Here is a 17,138-nt window from a genome sequence, read left to right as displayed (position 1 = left end):
TATGACTGCAAGTACCAATCGCGAAACAATGGGATTTCAGACAGAAGTAAAACAGCTTCTGCAATTGATGATTCACTCACTGTATTCCAACCGCGAGATTTTCCTGCGTGAACTGGTATCCAATGCCTCGGATGCCTGCGACAAGCTGCGCTTTGAAGCGCTGCACAACGATGCCATGTTCGAAAATGATTCCGAGCTGCAAATCAGTCTGAGCTTTGATAAGGATGCCCGCACGCTGACAATTTCCGATAACGGTATCGGCATGAACCGCGACGAAGTCATCAACAATCTGGGCACGATTGCAAAGTCCGGCACCCGCGAATTCTTCTCTAAACTCTCAGGCGACCAGCAAAAAGATGCCGGTTTGATCGGTCAGTTCGGTGTCGGATTTTATTCCGCGTTTATCGTCGCCGATAAGGTCGTGGTGACCACGCGTCGTGCCGGTGAAGCGACCGATCAGGGCGTCTGCTGGGAATCCGATGGCGGCGGCGAGTTCGACATCGAGATGGTCGAAAAAGCCACCCGCGGTACCACGATCGAACTGCATCTGCGCGAAGATCAGGACGATCTGCTCTCCGGCCACAAGATTCGTTCCATCATCCGTAAGTACTCGGATCATATCGTCCAGCCTATCGTGATGAAAAAGGAAGAATGGAAGGATGGCGCGCAGGTCATCACAGAGGAAGACGAAACGATCAATCAGGCGTCCGCTCTGTGGGCGCGCTCCAAGAACGAGATTAGCGACGACGAATACAAGGCGTTTTATAAGCACGTCGGCCATGACTATGAAGATCCGCTGGCATGGACGCACGCGCGCGTCGAAGGCCGTCAGGAATACACGCAGTTGCTCTATGTTCCTGCCCGCGCGCCGTTCGATATGTGGGATCACAAGGCGCAGCACGGCATCAAGTTATATGTGAAGCGCGTCTTCATCATGGACGATGCGGAGCAGTTGCTGCCGTCTTACTTGCGCTTTGTGCGCGGTATCGTCGATTCGAACAATCTGCCGCTGAACGTCTCACGCGAAATTCTTCAGGAATCCAAGGACATCAAGGCGATCCGCGAAGGCTGTACCAAGAAGGTGATCGGTCTGCTCGAAGATATGGCTGCCAACGACGCTGAAAAATACACTACCTTCTGGGGACAGTTCGGTCAGGTCATTAAGGAAGGTGTAGGGCAGGATTTCGCCAACAAGGATCGCATCGCGGGTCTGCTGCGTTTCGCCTCCACCCATACCGATACATCGGATGAGACCGTCTCGCTCGCCGACTACATTGGTCGCATGAAGGAAGGTCAGGACAAGATTTACTTCATCACGGCTGATAGTTTTAATGCCGCGAAGAACAGCCCGCATCTGGAAGTGTTCCGCAAGAAAGGGATCGAGGTGCTGCTGCTCTCGGCCCGTGTGGATGAATGGGTGGTCGGTTCATTGACTGAATTCAAGGAAAAATCGCTGGTGTCCGTTGCTAAAGGTGGCTTGGATTTGGGCGCATTGGAAGACGAAGCCGAAAAGGAAGCGCAGGCCAAGCAGGCCGATGAGCACAAGGAACTGACGGAAAAGATTGAAGCGAGTCTGACAGGTCGCGTTAAAGAAGTGCGGATTACGCATCGCCTGACCGACTCGCCAGCCTGTCTGGTCGCGGACGAAGACGATATGAGCGGCAATATGGCGCGTATGTTGAAGGCCGCAGGGCAAAAGATACCGGAAACGATGCCGATTCTGGAAATCAACCCGCAGCATCCGGTGGTGATTCGCTTGAGGGCTGAATCGCAACACTTCGACGATTGGGCGGCGGTGTTGTTTGATCAGGCTTTGCTGGCCGAAGGCGGTCAGCTCGACGATCCCGCGGGCTTCGTCAAACGCATCAATCATCTGATGCTGGAAATGCGCGCAAGCTAATCAACTGTATCATCCCCGCGCAGGGAGCCAGTAAAAGGCCGGAGCAATCCGGCCTTTTTATTTGCGCCGCTGTATACTCATACTAATCTCAATACGCACCTCTACACGCCATGTCCGCAATCCGTTCCGAACGTAACGCAGCCCTTGAGCTAATCGACTTTATTGACGCGAGTCCCAGCCCCTGGCATACGGTGGCGAGCGCAGAGGTGCGGCTGCAGGCTGCGGGATATATCCGGCTTGAGGAGGGAGAACGCTGGCAACTCAACGCGGGCGGGCGCTATTACGTTGTACGCGGTGGCGCGTCTATGATCGCCTTTGCGCTCGGTCAACAAGCGGAGGCGGGCTATCGCATTATCGGCGCGCATACCGATTCTCCCGGTTTAAGGCTCAAGCCTAAGGCGAGCATCGCCTGCGACGGGCTGATGCGTTTGGCGGTCGAAGTTTACGGCGGGCCGATACTGGCTAGTTTCTCTGACCGGGATTTGAGTCTGGCCGGGCGTGTTGTATTGCGCAATCAGCAGACGCGGCTTGTTCGCTTCGAGCACCCTCTGCTGCGTCTGCCGAACCTTGCGATACACATGAACCGAGAGGTCAATGAGCAGGGGCTGAAATTCAATAAGCAGACTGAACTGCCGCTCATTCTGGGGCAGTTGGGCGAGGGTGAGGACGCGGAGGCCAATTTGCGACAGCTGCTGGCCAGTGCCGCAGGGTGCGATGCCGCTGATCTGCTGAGCTTCGAGATGAATGTCTATGACGTACAAAAGGGCTGTTTGTGGGGGGCGAACGAGGAATTCATTGCGGATAGCCAGCTGGATAATCTGGCGTCCTGTCATGCTGCGCTGAGCGCGCTCATCGCGGCGGTGCAGACTAAGGCCACCTGCATGATTGCCCTCTTCGATCACGAGGAGGTGGGGAGCGAGAGTGCGGCGGGGGCGGGCGGCAGTTTTCTGTCCGACGTGCTGAGTCGTATCAGTTTTAGTGCGGAACTGGATGAGGAAGATAGAGTCCGCGCCCTGTCGCAGAGTTTATTTATCAGCGCCGATATGGCGCATGCCTACAATCCGAATTTCCCCGCCGCCTATGAGCCCGCTCACAAAGTGCTGGTCAACGGCGGGCCTGTCATCAAAACCAATGTGAACCAGCGCTACGCGACCAATGCCGAAACGGCGGCGCGCTTTATGGGATTTTGCGAAACGGCAGGTGTGCCGTATCAGCAGTATGCGCATCGGGGCGATCTGGGCTGCGGCAGCACCATCGGCCCCAAGGTGGCGTCACAGTTAGGCATTGCCAGCGTGGATGTCGGCTCGCCGATGTGGGCGATGCACAGCGCGCGCGAGAGCGCGGGAGCCAATGATCACGCTTACATGATTGCGGCCCTGTCAACCGCCTTCGGGAGCTGATACGCGGTGCTGATCCCGGATTTGCGTCAGAAATTCTTCATGTGTTAAAAAAGGCGTTCAGGGTCGGGTAGCGCAATACAACTTTGAGTTCGCGCTTCATGCGTGTATTACTGAGCCGTCTGGATTCATTCATAAACGACCACATCATTGGCGACACGGCTATTTTCACCTCGGCACGCGATAGACGCGGTGCGCGCGGCAGATGCGTGCCATCGGCCACGGCATCAAAGTAGTCGCCCATTTTCATCTCATCGTCATCGGTCGCATGATAAATGCGGCAGGGTTTGCCGCGCAGCAGGGCCGCCACCGCGATGCGCGCCAGATCCTCCGCATGGATGTGATTGCTGTAGCTGTCTTCGTCATTCGCAATGGCCGGCGCGCCTGCTTTGAGGCGATCCAGCGGCAGGCGGTCTGCGGCATAGATACCCGGCACCCTGAGGATATTAGCGTTCACGCGGTTAGCTTTTGCCCAGGCGCGGATTTGCCGTTCCGCATCCACCCTTAGTTTGCCGCGCATCGATGCCGGATTGACCGCTCGCGTTTCATCGATCTGCGCGCCATGACAATCGCCGTACACGCCGCTGGTGCTGATATAAACCAGACGGTGAGGGCAGCTGCCGGCAGATAAAACGCTGAGCAGGTTTCGGGTGCGGGTATCCGTAGATCCTTTGGGCGAGGGCGGCGCGAAGTGCAGTACCGTGTCGGCCACCCCTTTAATGCGTGACAGACTCTGTCGGTCATCCAGATCGCCGGTGACAGGAATTGCACCCAGTTTACGCAGATGTTCGCCATAGACCGGATTACGGATCAGCGCATACACGCGGTAGCGGCGGGTGAGGAGGGGGATCGTCCGCCGCGCAATGTCCCCGCAACCTGTAATGAGTATTCGTTTCATGAGCGAATTATGCGTTAAAATTCAACTTTACGCGTAAAGCACTCTAAAACGGCACAGATCATGAACTTTCAGACCACGATACAGCCCAGCGGGCACCAGTTTTCCATTGCCGACAACGAAACTATCCTCGAAGCCGCGCTTAAAAACGGCTATACGCTACCTTACAGTTGCCGTGACGGCGTATGCGGGGTGTGCAAGGGGAAAGTGTTGCAAGGTGAGGTCGATCACGGTCACGGTAGCGCGCTGACGGAGGCTGAAAAAAAGGCCGGTATGGCCTTGTTCTGCTGTGCCAAACCGCAATCGGATCTGATCATCGAATGTCAGGAAGTCAACGCGGTCAGGGATATTCAGGTGAAAACCATGCCCTGCCGTGTGCACAGCATGGAAAAACCCGCGGAAGATGTGATGGTTTTGAAGCTCAAGTTACCGGCCAATGAGCGCCTGCAGTTTTTAGCCGGCCAGTACATCGACATCCTGTTGAAAGACCAAAAACCGCGTAGTTTCTCGCTGGCCAATGCTCCGCATACCGACGAGTTTCTCGAGTTGCATATCCGCAACATCTCAGGCGGCGCATTCACCCATCATGTATTCGAAGAAATGAAAGAGCGCGACATCCTGCGCTTCAAGGGGCCGCTGGGCACCTTCTTCCTGCGCGAAGACTCGGACAAGCCGATTATTTTTGTCGCCTCAGGCACCGGCTTCGCGCCGATCAAGGCGATTATCGAACACGCGCTGTATATCGGCATCAAGCGCCCCATGCATTTCTACTGGGGCGCGCGCAAACTGTCCGATCTTTATATGCTCGAGATGGCAAAGCAATGGGAGGCGCAAGGCATACAGTTCACGCCTGTGCTGTCTGATGCGCTGCCGGAAGATCACTGGCAAGGGCGTACTGGCTTCGTGCATTGCGCCGTGCTGGAAGACTACAGCGATTTGTCGGCGCATGTGGTTTATGCCTGCGGTGCACCGGTCGTTGTCGAAGCCGCTCACACCGACTTTACCTCCACCCGCGGCTTGCCGAACGATGCGTTCTTCTCGGATGCCTTTACCTTCGCACCCAAGACGCCGATAGCAGCGCCTTAGTCTGCCACCCTCAGCAGCAAGCCCTTCAGGTACGCGCCTTCGGGGAAACTGAGCAGCACAGGATGATCGCCACTGGCATGCAGGTGGCGAACGATCTGCGCGTCGACCCCCGCATCGAGTGCGGCGCCGGCGATGATCTTCTGGAACAGCTCCTCGCTGATGCCGCCCGAACAGGAATAGGTAAACAGCAAGCCGCCCGGACGCAGCAGTTTGAAACCGAGCAGATTGATGTCCTTGTAGCCGCGCGCGGCCTTTTCGGCAAAAGCTGCGGTCGGTGCGAACTTCGGCGGATCGAGGATGATCATGTCGAAGGTTTTACCCTGATCGCGCAGTTTACGCAGTGCGACAAACACATCTGCCTCCTGCCATTCGGCGCGCGATTCATCCAGATTGTTGCGGGTCAGGTTATCCGTCGCGATATGCAGGGCTTCGCCGGAGGCATCCATAGACAGTACGGATTTCGCGCCGCCGCGCAAGGCGTACAGCGAGAAGCCACCCGTGTAGCAGAAGCAATTGAGTACGTCGCGACCTTCAGCCAGCGTTTCGGTCAGTTTTCGGTTGTCGCGTTGATCCAGATAAAAACCGGTTTTCTGGCCATCTGCCACATCCACTCGAAAACGCAGGCCGTGCTCAATCACTTCGACCGTGTCGGGTAGCGTGCCGCGCAACACGCCGCAGCGCAATTCGAGGCCTTCGAGCGTACGCGAGTCCGAATCCGAACGTTCGTAGATGCAGGCGGGATTGCACAGTTCCTGCAAGATGTCGGCGATCTGTGCGCGCCAGTGCTCTATGCCGGCACTGCCGATCTGCATCACCAGCACATCGCCATATTGATCCACAATCAGCCCGGGCAGTCCGTCCGATTCAGCATGGATCAGGCGCATGCCGCTACTGTCTTTTGCCAGATTGAGTCCCGCGCGACCTGCAATCGCAGTTGCAATCTTGCGGCGGAAAAAGGCTGTGTCTATCGCCTCCTCGGGATTCCACGACCAGACACGTGCGGTGATTTGTGAGCCTGCGTTGTAGGCGGCCTGCGCGACAAATTTTCCGGCAGCGTCCACAACCTGCAGTGTGTCGCCGCTCACGGGTGTGCCATCAATGCGCTCGATCGCACCGGAAAATACCCAGGGGTGGCGGCGCAGCAGCGATTTTTCACGCCCTTCTTTTAAGATGATGGCAGCCTGTGCCGTCGCATCTCCCGCAACAGGCACGCTGCGGGATTGGGGTGGTGCAGCAGGGCGCGCCTCACGTTGGGTGCGTTTGCGAAAATCGCGATTGCCTTGGGATGTGCGGTGCGGTGTCGAAGCTGATCTGGTATTCGTAGGTTTGCTCATGGTTTTCTCTTGGCGCGCGGATGCGCGGCGTCGTAAATTTTGCTTAAATATTGAAAATCGAGGTGGGTGTAAACCTGCGTGGTTGAGATGCTGGCGTGTCCTAGCATTTCCTGTACGGCGCGCAAATCTCCCGAGGATTGCAGTACGTGGGTGGCGAAAGAGTGGCGCAGCATATGCGGATGCACGCTGCTGGTGATGCCCTGTTTGATGCCCCATTGCTTCATGCGCAGTTGCACGACGCGCGGTGAAATGCGTGCGCCTCGCGCGCCGACAAACAGCGCGCGCTCACCGATGTTGGCAAGTGTCGGGCGCACAGCGAGCCATTCGTGCAGCGCGCTGATGGCACAGCCGCCGAGCGGCACGATGCGGGTCTTGTGGCCTTTGCCGGTCACGCGCACTTCGCCCGCAGTGATGTCTGAGCGTATCGACTCAGCATCAAGATCGATCAGCTCCATCAGACGCAGGCCGGAAGAATAAAATAGCTCGAACATTGCCTTGTCGCGTATCGAATCAGGCGCGTCGGTTGGCAGATCGACCATGCGAACCGCCTGGTCGGGGGACAAGACCTGAGGCAAGGCACGGGCCGACTTCGGTGCGCGCAAACCCACACAGGGATTGTCGGTAAAGCCGTGATCGCGCAGCAGATAGTTGTAAAAGCCGCGCCAGGCCGAGAGCAGGCGGGCGAGCGAACGGCCTCCCAGCCCTGAACTATGCAACTGCGCAATATAGCGGCGGATATGGCTGACTTTCAGCTCGTTCAGCGCGAGACCTGTGCTCAGTTCGAACAGATGTGCCAAGTCGCGCGCATAACTCTCGGCGGTCAGCTTCGAGTAACGGCGCTCCCCCAGCAGCCATGCCAGATACCCTTGCAAATACGCATGGTTAGGGTTCTGGCTCACGGTTGGGCGATCAGTGATCGAGATAAGGGTGCAGCGCGCTGCCTGCCGCATCGGCGATGCGTTGCAGGAATACGGTGCCCATTTCAGGGTAGAAACGTTGTTTTTCCTCTGAAGCTAACACCAGTAGACCGACCGACACGCTGCCGGCATGCAGCGGCAGATAGGCGAAAGAATGCAGCAGTGAGGCACTTTCGCCGAACCAGCTGGCCGTGTCGTGCGCGGCCTGATGCAGGCAGACGGGTTTGGACTGTTCGTCGGTAAACATCAGCACTTCCATGCTGGGTGGTGTCACCTGCCACAAATGCATTGCAACATGCGGGACGGAAAAAATATCGCGCAACAGATGCGGGATCATTTCCTGTAGCGTGGTCAAATCGCGTGCGGCGAACAAAGAGACCGTGAATTCATGTACCTTATTTTGCAGGGCTTCGTTTTCTCTGGCGAATTCGAGCATTTCGTACATCTGTTTTTCCAGCACTTTGTTTTTTTCGCGCAAAGCCAGCAGTTGTCGTTCACCCAGTGAAATCGTGCGACCCCCATGCGGGTGCGCCAGCGTAATTTGCGCGAGGGTGTCGAGATGGTCTTCAAAAAATTCCGGGGTGTTCAGCAAATAGTGTGCAACGTCTTCTGAATTCATGCTCATGCCTTATAAGTTAATTTCGCCTGAAAATACGCTGATCGCAGGACCTGTCATCAGTACTGGAGTTTCTTCGCCGCCCCACGCGATACTGAGGTTGCCGCCATGGGTGGCCACGCTAACCGGGCTGTCTAACAGGCCGCGACGAATGCCGGATACCACCGCCGCACAGGCTCCGGTGCCGCATGACAGGGTTTCGCCTGACCCGCGCTCATAGACGCGCAGCCGAATATGCTGGCGATCCATGATCTGCATGAAACCTGCATTGACGCGTTTGGGGAAGCTTGCGTGATGTTCGATTAGCGGACCCAGTACCTCCACTGCGGCGCGCTCAACGTCGTCGACGACTTGCACGGCATGAGGATTACCCATCGAGACGATGCTGACCATCAGCGTTTGATCTGCAACGACGAGGGGCTGCATCACCTCGATCGTGCCGCCCGAAAAGGGAATCCGCGCCGCATCGAAGACCGGCGCACCCATGTTGACGACGACACGTCCGTCGGCTTCCAGACGCGGTCTGATCAGGCCGTTGTGGGTTTCGACGACGATTTCAGCTTTGTTCGTCAGCTTCTGGTCATGCACGAAACGCACGAAGCAGCGCGCGCCGTTGCCACATTGTTCGACTTCGCCGCCGTCCGCATTAAAAATGCGATAGCGGAAATCTGCACTCGCGTCGTGCGCCTTCTCGACCAGTAAAATTTGGTCGCAACCGACGCCGAAATGACGGTCGGCCAGCAGGCGCAATTGTTCGGTCGTCAGCGAAATTTGCTGGCGTACGCCATCCAGCACGACAAAATCATTTCCCGCGCCGTGCATCTTGGTAAATTTCAACCGCATTTTAAACTCCCGCTCTATGTTCTACGTCGTGCCTAAAGCAATCTGTCGTGTGATCGTTAACCATGCCGGTCGCCTGCATCAGCGCGTAGCAGATCGTCGTCCCGACGAACTTGAAACCGCGGCGCTTTAATTCGCGGCTCATCGCATCCGATTGCGCGGTACTTGCAGGTACCTCTGCGAGGTGACGCCAAGTGTTCTGTACCGGTTTGCCGTCGACGAATTGCCAGAGAAAACGGTCAAAGCTGCCAAACTCGGCCTGCACGCGGAGAAACTGCTGTGCGTTTGTAACGGTGGATTGCACCTTCAGACGGTTTCTCACGATGCCTGCGTCGAGCAGCAGGGACGCTATTTTATCAGTGTCATACGCTGCAATGCGCGCGGCATCGAAATTATCGAAGGCGGCGCGATAGTTTTCCCGTTTGCGCAAAACCGTAATCCAGCTCAGCCCCGCTTGCGCCCCTTCTAAAGTCAGAAATTCGAACAGGCGTTGATCGTCGTGCAGCGGCACGCCCCATTCCGTGTCGTGATAGTGGCAGTATAAGGCATCACTGCCCGCCCAGGCGCACCGCACGGTCATGACAATGCGGCGCGGTCGCGCCACAGGCAGCGATCCATCACGACGGTCATTCCCGCGTTTTGCGCACGCTGTGCCGCCGCTTCGTTGATGATGCCCTCCTGCAGCCAGATGCGCTTAATGCCGAGCCGGATGCAATCCTCGACGATGGCGGGGATGTGTTCTGCGGCGCGGAATACGTCGACGATATCGGGCAGCGCCGGCAGACTGTCCAGATCAGGATAAGCCGTCTCACCCAGCACACAAGTTACCCCGGGTCTGACCGGGATGATCCGGTAACCCAGCTGCTGCAGTCCTCGTGCGACGCGAAAACTGGGCCGCGCTTCATTGGCTGACAGGCCGATGATCGCAACCGTGCGGATCTGTTGCAGCATCTGAGAAATCGTTGTCGTATCCGGATTGGTAAACATGGCTTTTTTATAAAAATTGTTCGCGCGTCAAGTCATTTGCAGGTGATGGGTGCCGCTCATTACATCGCGGTCGGCGGTGTGGCGGCTCTCCAGTTTGATTTTGAGGCGCAGGTCGTTGACCGAGTCTGCATTTTTGAGTGCTTCTTCGTAGCTGATGGCATGCGCCTCATACAAATCAAACAGCGCCTGATCGAACGTCTGCATACCCAGTTCGCGGGATTTGGCCATCACGCCTTTGATCGCATGAACGTCGCCTTTGAAGATCAGATCGGAGATCAGCGGCGAGTTGAGCAGGATTTCCATCGCGGCGGATCGGCCTGAACCATCTTTTTTGGGGATGAGGCGTTGCGAGATGAGCGCCTTGACGTTGAGCGACAGGTCCATCAACAACTGTTCGCGACGCTCTTCGGGAAAGAAGTTGATGATGCGATCGAGCGCCTGATTGGCGCTGTTCGCGTGCAAGGTTGCCATGCACAAATGGCCTGTTTCGGCAAAGGCGACCGCATATTCCATGGTTTCCCGGTCGCGAATTTCGCCGATCAGAATCACATCGGGTGCCTGACGCAGCGTATTTTTCAGCGCTGCCTGCCAGGATTCCGTATCCACCCCGACTTCGCGGTGCGTGACGATGCAGTTGCCATGTTCATGCACATATTCGACCGGATCTTCGATCGTGATGATGTGTCCAAAGCTGTTCTGGTTACGATGGCCCAGCATGCCCGCCAGCGTAGTGGATTTGCCCGAACCGGTCGCGCCCACCAGAATGACCAGACCGCGCTTGGTCATCACGATGTCTTTGAGGATGTCGGGCATGCCCATCTCGTCGAGATTGGGTATTTTGGTGGTGATGGTGCGCATGACCATGCCGACATGCTGCTGTTGCATAAATACGTTGACGCGGAAGCGGCCGATGCCGTGCGGGCTGATCGCGAAATTGCACTCGTGTGAGGCTTCGAACTCGGCGGTTTGGCGGTCGTTCATGATGCTGCGCGCCAGTTCGCGGGTATGCTGATGCGACAGCGGCTGGCTGGAAACCGGGGTCATCTTGCCATCGACCTTGAATGCGGGCGGAAAGCCTGCGGTGATAAATAAGTCAGATGCTTTCTTGCTGGCCATGCCGCGCAACAAATTGTGTATCAGCTCGGTGGCCTGATCTCTTTCCATGCTAATACTCCAAATAGGGTGACATCGCTTCTAACGACGAATCGCTAACGACTAACCACTGTTTATTTATCCGGGGAACATATCCTTGTTCATTGCTTTGGTGCGCGCTTCAGCGGGTGAAATCATATTGCTTTTCACCAGATTGGTCAGGCATTGATCCAGCGTCTGCATACCCATGCCTTGTCCGGTCTGAATCGCGGAGTACATCTGCGGCACTTTGGCCTCGCGTATCAGGTTGCGGATCGCGGGGGTACACATCATGATTTCATGTGCGGCCACGCGGCCTGTGCCGTCCTTGGTTTTGAGCAGCGCCTGTGAAATCACCGCGCGCAAGCTTTCGGACAGCATCGCGCGCACCATTTCTTTTTCATCGGCCGGAAAAACGTCGATGATACGGTCGATTGTTTTGGCCGCCGAACTGGTGTGCAGGGTGCCGAATACCAGATGGCCGGTTTCCGCCGCGGTCATCGCCAGACGTATGGTTTCCAGATCGCGCATTTCACCGACCAGAATCACATCGGGATCTTCGCGCAGTGCCGAGCGCAGCGCCGCATTGAAGGACAGCGTATCGCGTCCGACTTCGCGCTGATTGATCAGGCACTTTTTCGATTCGTGCACGAATTCGATTGGATCTTCCACAGTCAGAATGTGACCTTGTTCCTTTTCATTGATGTAATTGACCATCGCGGCTAGGGTGGTAGATTTTCCCGACCCAGTCGGGCCTGTGACCAGCACCAGGCCGCGGGGAAAACTGGAAATATCGGTGAAAATTTTCGGCGCATTCAAGTCCTCGAGGCTGAATACCTTGGAAGGAATGGTTCGCAGTACGGCCGCCGCGCCGCGTTGCTGGATGAAGGCGTTGACGCGGAAACGCGCCAGATTAGGGATTTCGAAGGAAAAGTCGACTTCCTTATTCTCTTCGTAAAACTTTCGCTGCCCGTCGTTCATAATGTCGTAAATCATCGCGTGAACCTGTTTATGTTCCATCGCGGGCAAATTGATGCGGCGCATATCGCCGTGTACACGTATCATCGGTGGTAGTCCGGAGGACAGGTGCAGGTCGGAGGCTTTGTTCTTGACGCCGAAGGCAAGCAGTTCGGTGATATCCATTATAATGTTCCCGGTGAAGAGGCTGACAGCGGCAAGCCTCGATGAAAAATCGGATGAGAGATTATGGCAATAATAGCTTCCAATTTGCAAGCTGTGCGCGCGGCAATGGCAGCAGCGGCCGTTTTGGCCGATCGAACGGCGGATGAGGTGACTTTGCTGGCGGTCAGTAAGACGTTTCCCGCCACCGCTGTGCGCAGTGCCTTTCAAGCAGGTCAGCGGCGTTTTGCCGAAAGTTATCTGCAAGAAGCGCTGGATAAGATCGCCGCATTGGATGATCTGGGAATTGAGTGGCATTTTATCGGGCCGGTGCAGAGCAATAAGACGCGACCGATTGCAGAGCATTTTTGCTGGGTGCACAGTGTGGATCGTTTAAAAATAGCCGAAAGGCTGTCCGCGCAACGGCCCGTTTCCCTGCCACCCTTGCAATGTTGCTTACAGGTCAATATCAGCGATGAAGACAGTAAAAGCGGGGTTCGTCCGGATGAGGTCAGTCAGTTGGCTCATGAAATAGCCTGCTTGCCGAATTTGCAATTACGCGGACTGATGGCGGTGCCGGCACCGACCGATGATCCGCTCGTTCAGCGTGCCGCCTTTGCACGCTTGCGCGAGTTGTATCTTCAGTTGAAAAGCGAGGGGTTGCCGCTCGATACCTTATCGATGGGCATGTCGCATGATTTTGCGGCTGCGATTGCGGAGGGCGCGACTATTGTGCGTATCGGATCGGCTATTTTCGGCGAGCGGAATTACAGTGCGCGTTAAACTTTAGAATAGACGGGATATTAAGATGAATATTTGTTTTATCGGTGGCGGCAACATGGCGACGGCGCTGATCGGCGGGTTGCTGGGTCAGGGATTTAGCGCCTCACTTATCAGCGTGGTTGAAATCAACCCGGACAACCGGGCGCGCTTGCAACAGGAATTTGCAGTGCGTGCGGTCGATAATCTGGCGGATGGCGTGGCGGGCAGCGAGCTTATCGTGTTTGCGGTGAAGCCCCAGCAATTAAGGGATGTGGCGCAGCAGTTAGCGCCCCTGCTGACGGGTCAATTGCTGCTCTCCATTGCGGCGGGTATTCGCGCCGTGGATCTGGCGCGCTGGACGGGCAGCCAGAACATCGTTCGCGCGATGCCCAATACGCCGGCGCTGATACAAAGCGGCATGACCGGGATGTATGCGATGCCGCAGGTACCGGCGGCTCAGCGCACAGCGGCGCAGAGCATCCTCGCGGCGGTAGGCGAGACGCTTTGGCTGGACGATGAGGCGATGATCGATGCGGTGACGGCGATTTCAGGCAGCGGTCCGGCGTATGTGTTTTATCTGATTGAGGCCTTGCAGCGTGCCGCAATGGAGCTGGGTTTTGTTGCACAGGATGCGCGCCGCTTGAGTGTGGCGACCTTTCTGGGGGCGAGCAAACTGGCCGCAGCAAGTGTTGAGGAAGTCTCCGTACTGCGCGAGCGCGTCACCTCTAAAAACGGCACAACTGAGCGTGCCTTGCTGAGTCTAGCGGACAACGGCGTTGCCGCTCACATCGCACAGGCGGCACAGGCTGCTGCTGCGCGCTCCCGTGAAATGGGCGACGAGTTGGGCCGCGCATCATGATGAGCGAGGCGCTGCTATTCTTGCTGGATGTGGTCTTGCAGTCCTTCGCGGCGATTTTGTTGCTGCGTTTTCACCTGCAATGGCTGCGTGCGCCGCTGCGCAACCCGATCGGCGAATTTGTCATGGTATTCACCGACTTTCTCGTGTTGCGCGCCCGCCGTTATGTGCCTTCCGCCTGGGGATTCGACACGTCGACGCTACTGCTGGCTTTGCTGGTCGAAACGCTCTACCTCGCGGGCGTCATGCTGATACAAGGCTATATCGGACACTTTTTCCCGTTGGCAGGGTTGCTGCTGCTTGCCGCAGTCAAACTGCTTAAAATCAGTCTGTACCTGCTGATGGGTGCCGTGTTCGCGCAGGCGATTTTGTCATGGGTTAATCCGCATACACCGGTCTCGCAGATACTGAATGTCATCACGTATCGTTTTTTGCAACCTTTGCGCCGTATTGTGCCGATGGTCGGCACTGTGGATTTGTCCTCAATGGTGCTGCTGATTTTGTGTCAGCTGGTGATGATGGTGCCGCTCGGGATGGTTGAACGGCTTGCATTAAGTCTCTTCTGATGGCGTCATGGTATCGCAGCATTGGTGAAGTGATCACGCTGACGCTGCATGTGCAGCCCGGTGCCAAACGCAGTGAAATTTGCGGTCTGCACGGCGAGGCGCTTAAGTTAAAACTGGCGGCGCCGCCGATCGATGGCCGTGCCAACGAGGCGCTGTTGAAATATATTGCTGAATTGTTTCGTGTGCCGGTAAGGCAGGTTGAGCTTAGGCAGGGAGCTCAGTCTCGGCATAAGGTTGTCGCGGTCACGGACAGCGCAATTCAGCCTGAAAGCCTGCTGACCGACCAATGAAAACAGCCCCTGAGGGCTGTTTCATGTTGCTATACCGATTGTGAAATTTACTTGATTTCGGACAGTAAACTTGGTGTCGTCACCAGTTTGCGCACACCGTGTGCATGATCTTCCTTGAACGCATTGCCCTTGCACCACTTGGCGACAGAGTTGATATCAAGTTTTGCGCAACTTGGGCGTACGCTCCAGGTTACCTGCAGGGGAGAGCAAGTGGCTTCGCTGTATTTTGGACCGGTAGTCGAACCCGCAAACACGACAGGCTTGCCTGTATTGCTCGGGATTGCGTCAGCCTGCTTGTAGCCGTTGACGGTCTTGCCGTGGTAGTCCAGCGAATTGAAATCTAGCGCCTTAGGGTCGTTCACCAGTGTGAACACCTGTGCTTCTACACGCAGGTCAGGATTCTTGACATTGTCGGACAAACAGGCGCCCAGTGTGGGGCCTGGCGTGACAGGTGCTGAAGAGTGTACCCAGTGTACTTCGATAGTGTCGCCAGGCTTGAGTTCGCCGTGTTCGCTCGGGCAGACAGGCTCTGCGGTCGCTGCCAGCTCTGCCTTGCTCAGGTGTTTGCTCATACTGCACTGATAACCGCCATCTGCACCGTGCTCGCCTTCAGCATGAATCGCGTACTCCTTGGCCTTGTGTTCTGCATTCACGTGGAAGTGGAGATTGCACAGATTCATGTCTTTATAACTCGGGGACAAAGAAAAAGCGAGCTTGTTATCGCCATGATGACTGTCAATGTCGCGTGGTGTTTGCGGGCCGAAACCGGTACAGGCAGGCGCGTCAACAGCGTGTTCAGCATGCTCGACATCGTGGCCATGCACGTCAGCAAAAACCGATGAGGACAGGAAGGTTGCCGCAAGGGCAATCATAATTCTGGTTTTGAACATATTTTCCCTGAGTATAGTTAATTATTAATGATTAAGATGCGCAATGAGGTCACGCGCGACGATTATACTAACGCGTGCAACTTGCATCAACCTTACATCAGAATAACATCGTATTGCTCTTGGTTGTATTGATTTTCAACCAGCATCGAAATGGGTTTTTCTATGAAGTCAGACAGGCCGGCCAGTGCTTGAGATTCTTCTTCCAAGAATAAATCAATGACTTGCTGTGAGGCTAAGATGCGATATTCGCGCGCATCAAACTGGCGTGCTTCCCTGACGATTTCGCGCAGAATCTCGTAGCATACCGTCTGGGCGGTTTTGACCTCGCCGCGACCTTTGCAGGTAGGGCAAGGCTCACATAAGACATGCGCCAAGCTTTCGCGTGTCCGTTTGCGCGTCATTTCCACTAGTCCCAGTGAGGAGAAATTGTTTACGCTGATGCGGGTATGGTCGCGTGCCAGTGCCTTCTTGAATTCCTCCAGAACCGCATCGCGATGCTGCAGATTATCCATGTCGATGAAATCGCAGATGATGATGCCGCCCAGATTGCGCAAGCGCAATTGGCGGGCGATGACTTGTGTTGCTTCTAGATTAGTCTTGAATATGGTGTCATCGAAATTGCGCACGCCGACAAAGCCACCGGTGTTGACATCGACTGTGGTGAGCGCTTCTGTCTGATCGATGATCAGGTAACCGCCGGATTTCAAATCCACCCGCTTGGACAGGGCGCGCTCGATTTCCTCTTCGATGTTGTACATGTCGAACAGCGGGCGTGCGCCGGTATAGTGTTCCAGCAACTGCGCGGCATCGGCGTTGTAGTTGTCGGCGAATTCGAGCATTTTATTGCGGGTACTGCGCGAATCGATCAAAATTCGGGCGGTTTCTTCGCTGACGAAGTCGCGCAATACGCGCAGGCTGATGTCCAGTTCCTGATACAGCAGTTGCGGTGCGCTGGCCGTTTTAGCCGCCGTTTGCAGGTTGCTCCACAACTTGTCGAGATAGGCGATGTCGATTGCGAAGTGCGCGTCGTCCTTCGCTTCGGCAACCGTCCTGATGATATAGCCGCCGTGGTGGTCAGGCGGCAGGATTGCCTGTAACTTGGCGCGCAAGGCGTCCCGTTGCTCAGTCCCTTCGATGCGCTGCGATACGCCGATGCGCATTTCCTGAGGTAAGAAGACCAGCAAACGTCCGGCAAAGCTCAGTTGCGTGGTGAGTCTGGCGCCTTTACTGCCGATCGGTTCTTTGATGACTTGCACCAGCAGATTTTGTCCTTCAAAAAGGATTTTTTCGATCGGCTTGGCCTCGATACCGCTGTTGCTATTCTCCCAGATGTCCGCAACGTGCAAAAAGGCGGAGCGTTCAAGTCCGATGTCGATAAAGGCCGACTGCATGCCGGGTAAGACGCGCTTGATGCGGCCAAGATACACGTTGCCGGCAATGCCGCGGTTGCTGCCTCTTTCTATGTGCAGTTCCTGCACGACGCCCAGTTGCATCACCGCGACGCGCGTTTCCTGCGGGGTGACGTTAATCAGTATCTCTTCGCTCATGGGTT

18 protein-coding genes are annotated in these 17,138 nt (G+C 56.0%); 7 read left to right on the top strand and 11 right to left on the bottom strand.

The features are described from left to right. The first annotated feature begins 1 nt into the window (after nt 1). Entirely contained in the window at nt 2-1,900 is a 1,899-nt protein-coding gene (gene htpG, locus GALF_RS13425) for a molecular chaperone HtpG (RefSeq protein ID WP_013294608.1), read from the top strand. 110 nt (nt 1,901-2,010) lie between these two features. Further along, nucleotides 2,011-3,300: a M18 family aminopeptidase gene (locus GALF_RS13420; protein WP_013294607.1), complete on the top strand. Its 1,290-nt coding sequence runs from the start codon at nt 2,011-2,013 to the stop codon at nt 3,298-3,300. Nucleotides 3,301-3,337: 37 nt separating this feature from the next. On the opposite strand, the gene GALF_RS13415 is transcribed toward GALF_RS13420, so the two are convergent. Beyond that, nucleotides 3,338-4,195, bottom strand: a complete 858-nt coding sequence (locus GALF_RS13415; protein WP_013294606.1) for an SDR family oxidoreductase — start codon at nt 4,193-4,195, stop codon at nt 3,338-3,340. Between the two features lie 60 nt (nt 4,196-4,255). Between GALF_RS13415 and GALF_RS13410 the strand changes: the two genes are divergently transcribed. Continuing rightward, entirely contained in the window at nt 4,256-5,278 is a 1,023-nt protein-coding gene (locus tag GALF_RS13410) for a CDP-6-deoxy-delta-3,4-glucoseen reductase (protein ID WP_013294605.1), read from the top strand. Here the strand turns inward: GALF_RS13410 and GALF_RS13405 are convergent. From GALF_RS13405 to GALF_RS13370, 8 genes are all read right to left on the bottom strand, one after another. Beyond that, entirely contained in the window at nt 5,275-6,612 is a 1,338-nt protein-coding gene (locus GALF_RS13405) for a class I SAM-dependent rRNA methyltransferase (protein WP_013294604.1), read from the bottom strand. The genes GALF_RS13410 and GALF_RS13405 overlap by 4 nt on opposite strands. Beyond that, nucleotides 6,609-7,562, bottom strand: a complete 954-nt coding sequence (xerC, locus tag GALF_RS13400; protein WP_013294603.1) for a tyrosine recombinase XerC — start codon at nt 7,560-7,562, stop codon at nt 6,609-6,611. Before xerC ends, GALF_RS13405 begins: the two co-directional genes overlap by 4 nt. Then, complete coding sequence (locus GALF_RS13395; RefSeq protein WP_013294602.1) at nt 7,522-8,148, bottom strand: DUF484 family protein; 627 nt, start codon at nt 8,146-8,148, stop codon at nt 7,522-7,524. Before GALF_RS13395 ends, xerC begins: the two co-directional genes overlap by 41 nt. A 9-nt stretch (nt 8,149-8,157) precedes the next feature. Beyond that, a complete protein-coding gene (gene dapF, locus GALF_RS13390) occupies nt 8,158-8,988 on the bottom strand; it encodes a diaminopimelate epimerase (RefSeq protein ID WP_013294601.1) in 831 nt (276 codons plus the stop codon). A 1-nt stretch (nt 8,989) separates the two neighbouring features. After that, entirely contained in the window at nt 8,990-9,565 is a 576-nt protein-coding gene (locus GALF_RS13385) for a DNA-3-methyladenine glycosylase I (protein ID WP_013294600.1), read from the bottom strand. Continuing rightward, nucleotides 9,562-9,972 carry a CoA-binding protein gene (locus GALF_RS13380; protein WP_013294599.1) on the bottom strand — a complete coding sequence of 137 codons (411 nt, stop codon included), beginning with the start codon at nt 9,970-9,972 and terminating at the stop codon, nt 9,562-9,564. The genes GALF_RS13385 and GALF_RS13380 overlap by 4 nt, the downstream gene beginning before the upstream one ends. 27 nt (nt 9,973-9,999) lie before the next feature. Beyond that, a complete protein-coding gene (locus GALF_RS13375) occupies nt 10,000-11,136 on the bottom strand; it encodes a PilT/PilU family type 4a pilus ATPase (RefSeq protein WP_013294598.1) in 1,137 nt (378 codons plus the stop codon). A gap of 66 nt (nt 11,137-11,202) precedes the next feature. Next, complete coding sequence (locus GALF_RS13370; RefSeq protein ID WP_013294597.1) at nt 11,203-12,246, bottom strand: type IV pilus twitching motility protein PilT; 1,044 nt, start codon at nt 12,244-12,246, stop codon at nt 11,203-11,205. A gap of 63 nt (nt 12,247-12,309) precedes the next feature. Here GALF_RS13370 and GALF_RS13365 point away from each other — a divergent pair, with 63 nt between their 5' ends. Genes GALF_RS13365 through GALF_RS13350 form a run of 4 tightly spaced genes read left to right on the top strand, consistent with a single transcriptional unit; the run spans nt 12,310 to nt 14,696 of the window. Then, the gene (locus GALF_RS13365) at nt 12,310-13,005 is read left to right on the top strand and encodes a YggS family pyridoxal phosphate-dependent enzyme (RefSeq protein ID WP_013294596.1); all 696 of its coding nucleotides are present in this window, start codon (nt 12,310-12,312) and stop codon (nt 13,003-13,005) included. 25 nt (nt 13,006-13,030) lie between these two features. After that, entirely contained in the window at nt 13,031-13,843 is an 813-nt protein-coding gene (gene proC, locus GALF_RS13360; RefSeq protein ID WP_013294595.1) for a pyrroline-5-carboxylate reductase, read from the top strand. Next, complete coding sequence (locus GALF_RS13355; RefSeq protein WP_013294594.1) at nt 13,840-14,406, top strand: YggT family protein; 567 nt, start codon at nt 13,840-13,842, stop codon at nt 14,404-14,406. Before proC ends, GALF_RS13355 begins: the two co-directional genes overlap by 4 nt. Next, nucleotides 14,406-14,696 (top strand): DUF167 domain-containing protein, encoded by a 291-nt coding sequence (locus GALF_RS13350; protein WP_013294593.1) that lies wholly within the window; start codon nt 14,406-14,408, stop codon nt 14,694-14,696. Before GALF_RS13355 ends, GALF_RS13350 begins: the two co-directional genes overlap by 1 nt. Before the next feature lie 47 nt (nt 14,697-14,743). On the opposite strand, the gene GALF_RS13345 is transcribed toward GALF_RS13350, so the two are convergent. Both GALF_RS13345 and rng read right to left on the bottom strand, forming a co-directional pair. Beyond that, a complete protein-coding gene (locus GALF_RS13345) occupies nt 14,744-15,586 on the bottom strand; it encodes a delta-class carbonic anhydrase (RefSeq protein WP_013294592.1) in 843 nt (280 codons plus the stop codon). A gap of 92 nt (nt 15,587-15,678) precedes the next feature. Further along, the gene (gene rng / locus GALF_RS13340; RefSeq protein WP_013294591.1) at nt 15,679-17,133 is read right to left on the bottom strand and encodes a ribonuclease G; all 1,455 of its coding nucleotides are present in this window, start codon (nt 17,131-17,133) and stop codon (nt 15,679-15,681) included. Nucleotides 17,134-17,138 lie beyond the last annotated feature (5 nt).

The sequence above is a fragment of the Gallionella capsiferriformans ES-2 genome, assembly GCF_000145255.1.
In the GTDB taxonomy this organism is placed as follows: Bacteria; Pseudomonadota; Gammaproteobacteria; order Burkholderiales; family Gallionellaceae; genus Gallionella; species Gallionella capsiferriformans.
Note: the sequence above shows the minus strand (reverse complement) of the source record. Positions and strands in the feature narration are given on the sequence as shown.

Excerpts from the sequence above, each read along its gene's own strand:
- xerC (WP_013294603.1), bottom strand. The coding sequence starts at position 7,562 with ATGCGGCAGGCAGCGCGCTGCACCCTTATCTCGATCACTGATCGCCCA.
- GALF_RS13395 (WP_013294602.1), bottom strand. The coding sequence starts at position 8,148 with ATGAATTCAGAAGACGTTGCACACTATTTGCTGAACACCCCGGAATTT.
- GALF_RS13355 (WP_013294594.1), top strand. The coding sequence starts at position 13,840 with ATGATGAGCGAGGCGCTGCTATTCTTGCTGGATGTGGTCTTGCAGTCC.
- GALF_RS13385 (WP_013294600.1), bottom strand. The coding sequence starts at position 9,565 with ATGACCGTGCGGTGCGCCTGGGCGGGCAGTGATGCCTTATACTGCCAC.
- rng (WP_013294591.1), bottom strand. The coding sequence starts at position 17,133 with ATGAGCGAAGAGATACTGATTAACGTCACCCCGCAGGAAACGCGCGTC.
- dapF (WP_013294601.1), bottom strand. The coding sequence starts at position 8,988 with ATGCGGTTGAAATTTACCAAGATGCACGGCGCGGGAAATGATTTTGTC.
- htpG (WP_013294608.1), top strand. The coding sequence starts at position 2 with ATGACTGCAAGTACCAATCGCGAAACAATGGGATTTCAGACAGAAGTA.
- GALF_RS13410 (WP_013294605.1), top strand. The coding sequence starts at position 4,256 with ATGAACTTTCAGACCACGATACAGCCCAGCGGGCACCAGTTTTCCATT.
- GALF_RS13365 (WP_013294596.1), top strand. The coding sequence starts at position 12,310 with ATGGCAATAATAGCTTCCAATTTGCAAGCTGTGCGCGCGGCAATGGCA.
- proC (WP_013294595.1), top strand. The coding sequence starts at position 13,031 with ATGAATATTTGTTTTATCGGTGGCGGCAACATGGCGACGGCGCTGATC.
- GALF_RS13370 (WP_013294597.1), bottom strand. The coding sequence starts at position 12,246 with ATGGATATCACCGAACTGCTTGCCTTCGGCGTCAAGAACAAAGCCTCC.
- GALF_RS13405 (WP_013294604.1), bottom strand. The coding sequence starts at position 6,612 with ATGAGCAAACCTACGAATACCAGATCAGCTTCGACACCGCACCGCACA.
- GALF_RS13350 (WP_013294593.1), top strand. The coding sequence starts at position 14,406 with ATGGCGTCATGGTATCGCAGCATTGGTGAAGTGATCACGCTGACGCTG.
- GALF_RS13420 (WP_013294607.1), top strand. The coding sequence starts at position 2,011 with ATGTCCGCAATCCGTTCCGAACGTAACGCAGCCCTTGAGCTAATCGAC.
- GALF_RS13375 (WP_013294598.1), bottom strand. The coding sequence starts at position 11,136 with ATGGAAAGAGATCAGGCCACCGAGCTGATACACAATTTGTTGCGCGGC.
- GALF_RS13345 (WP_013294592.1), bottom strand. The coding sequence starts at position 15,586 with ATGTTCAAAACCAGAATTATGATTGCCCTTGCGGCAACCTTCCTGTCC.
- GALF_RS13380 (WP_013294599.1), bottom strand. The coding sequence starts at position 9,972 with ATGTTTACCAATCCGGATACGACAACGATTTCTCAGATGCTGCAACAG.
- GALF_RS13415 (WP_013294606.1), bottom strand. The coding sequence starts at position 4,195 with ATGAAACGAATACTCATTACAGGTTGCGGGGACATTGCGCGGCGGACG.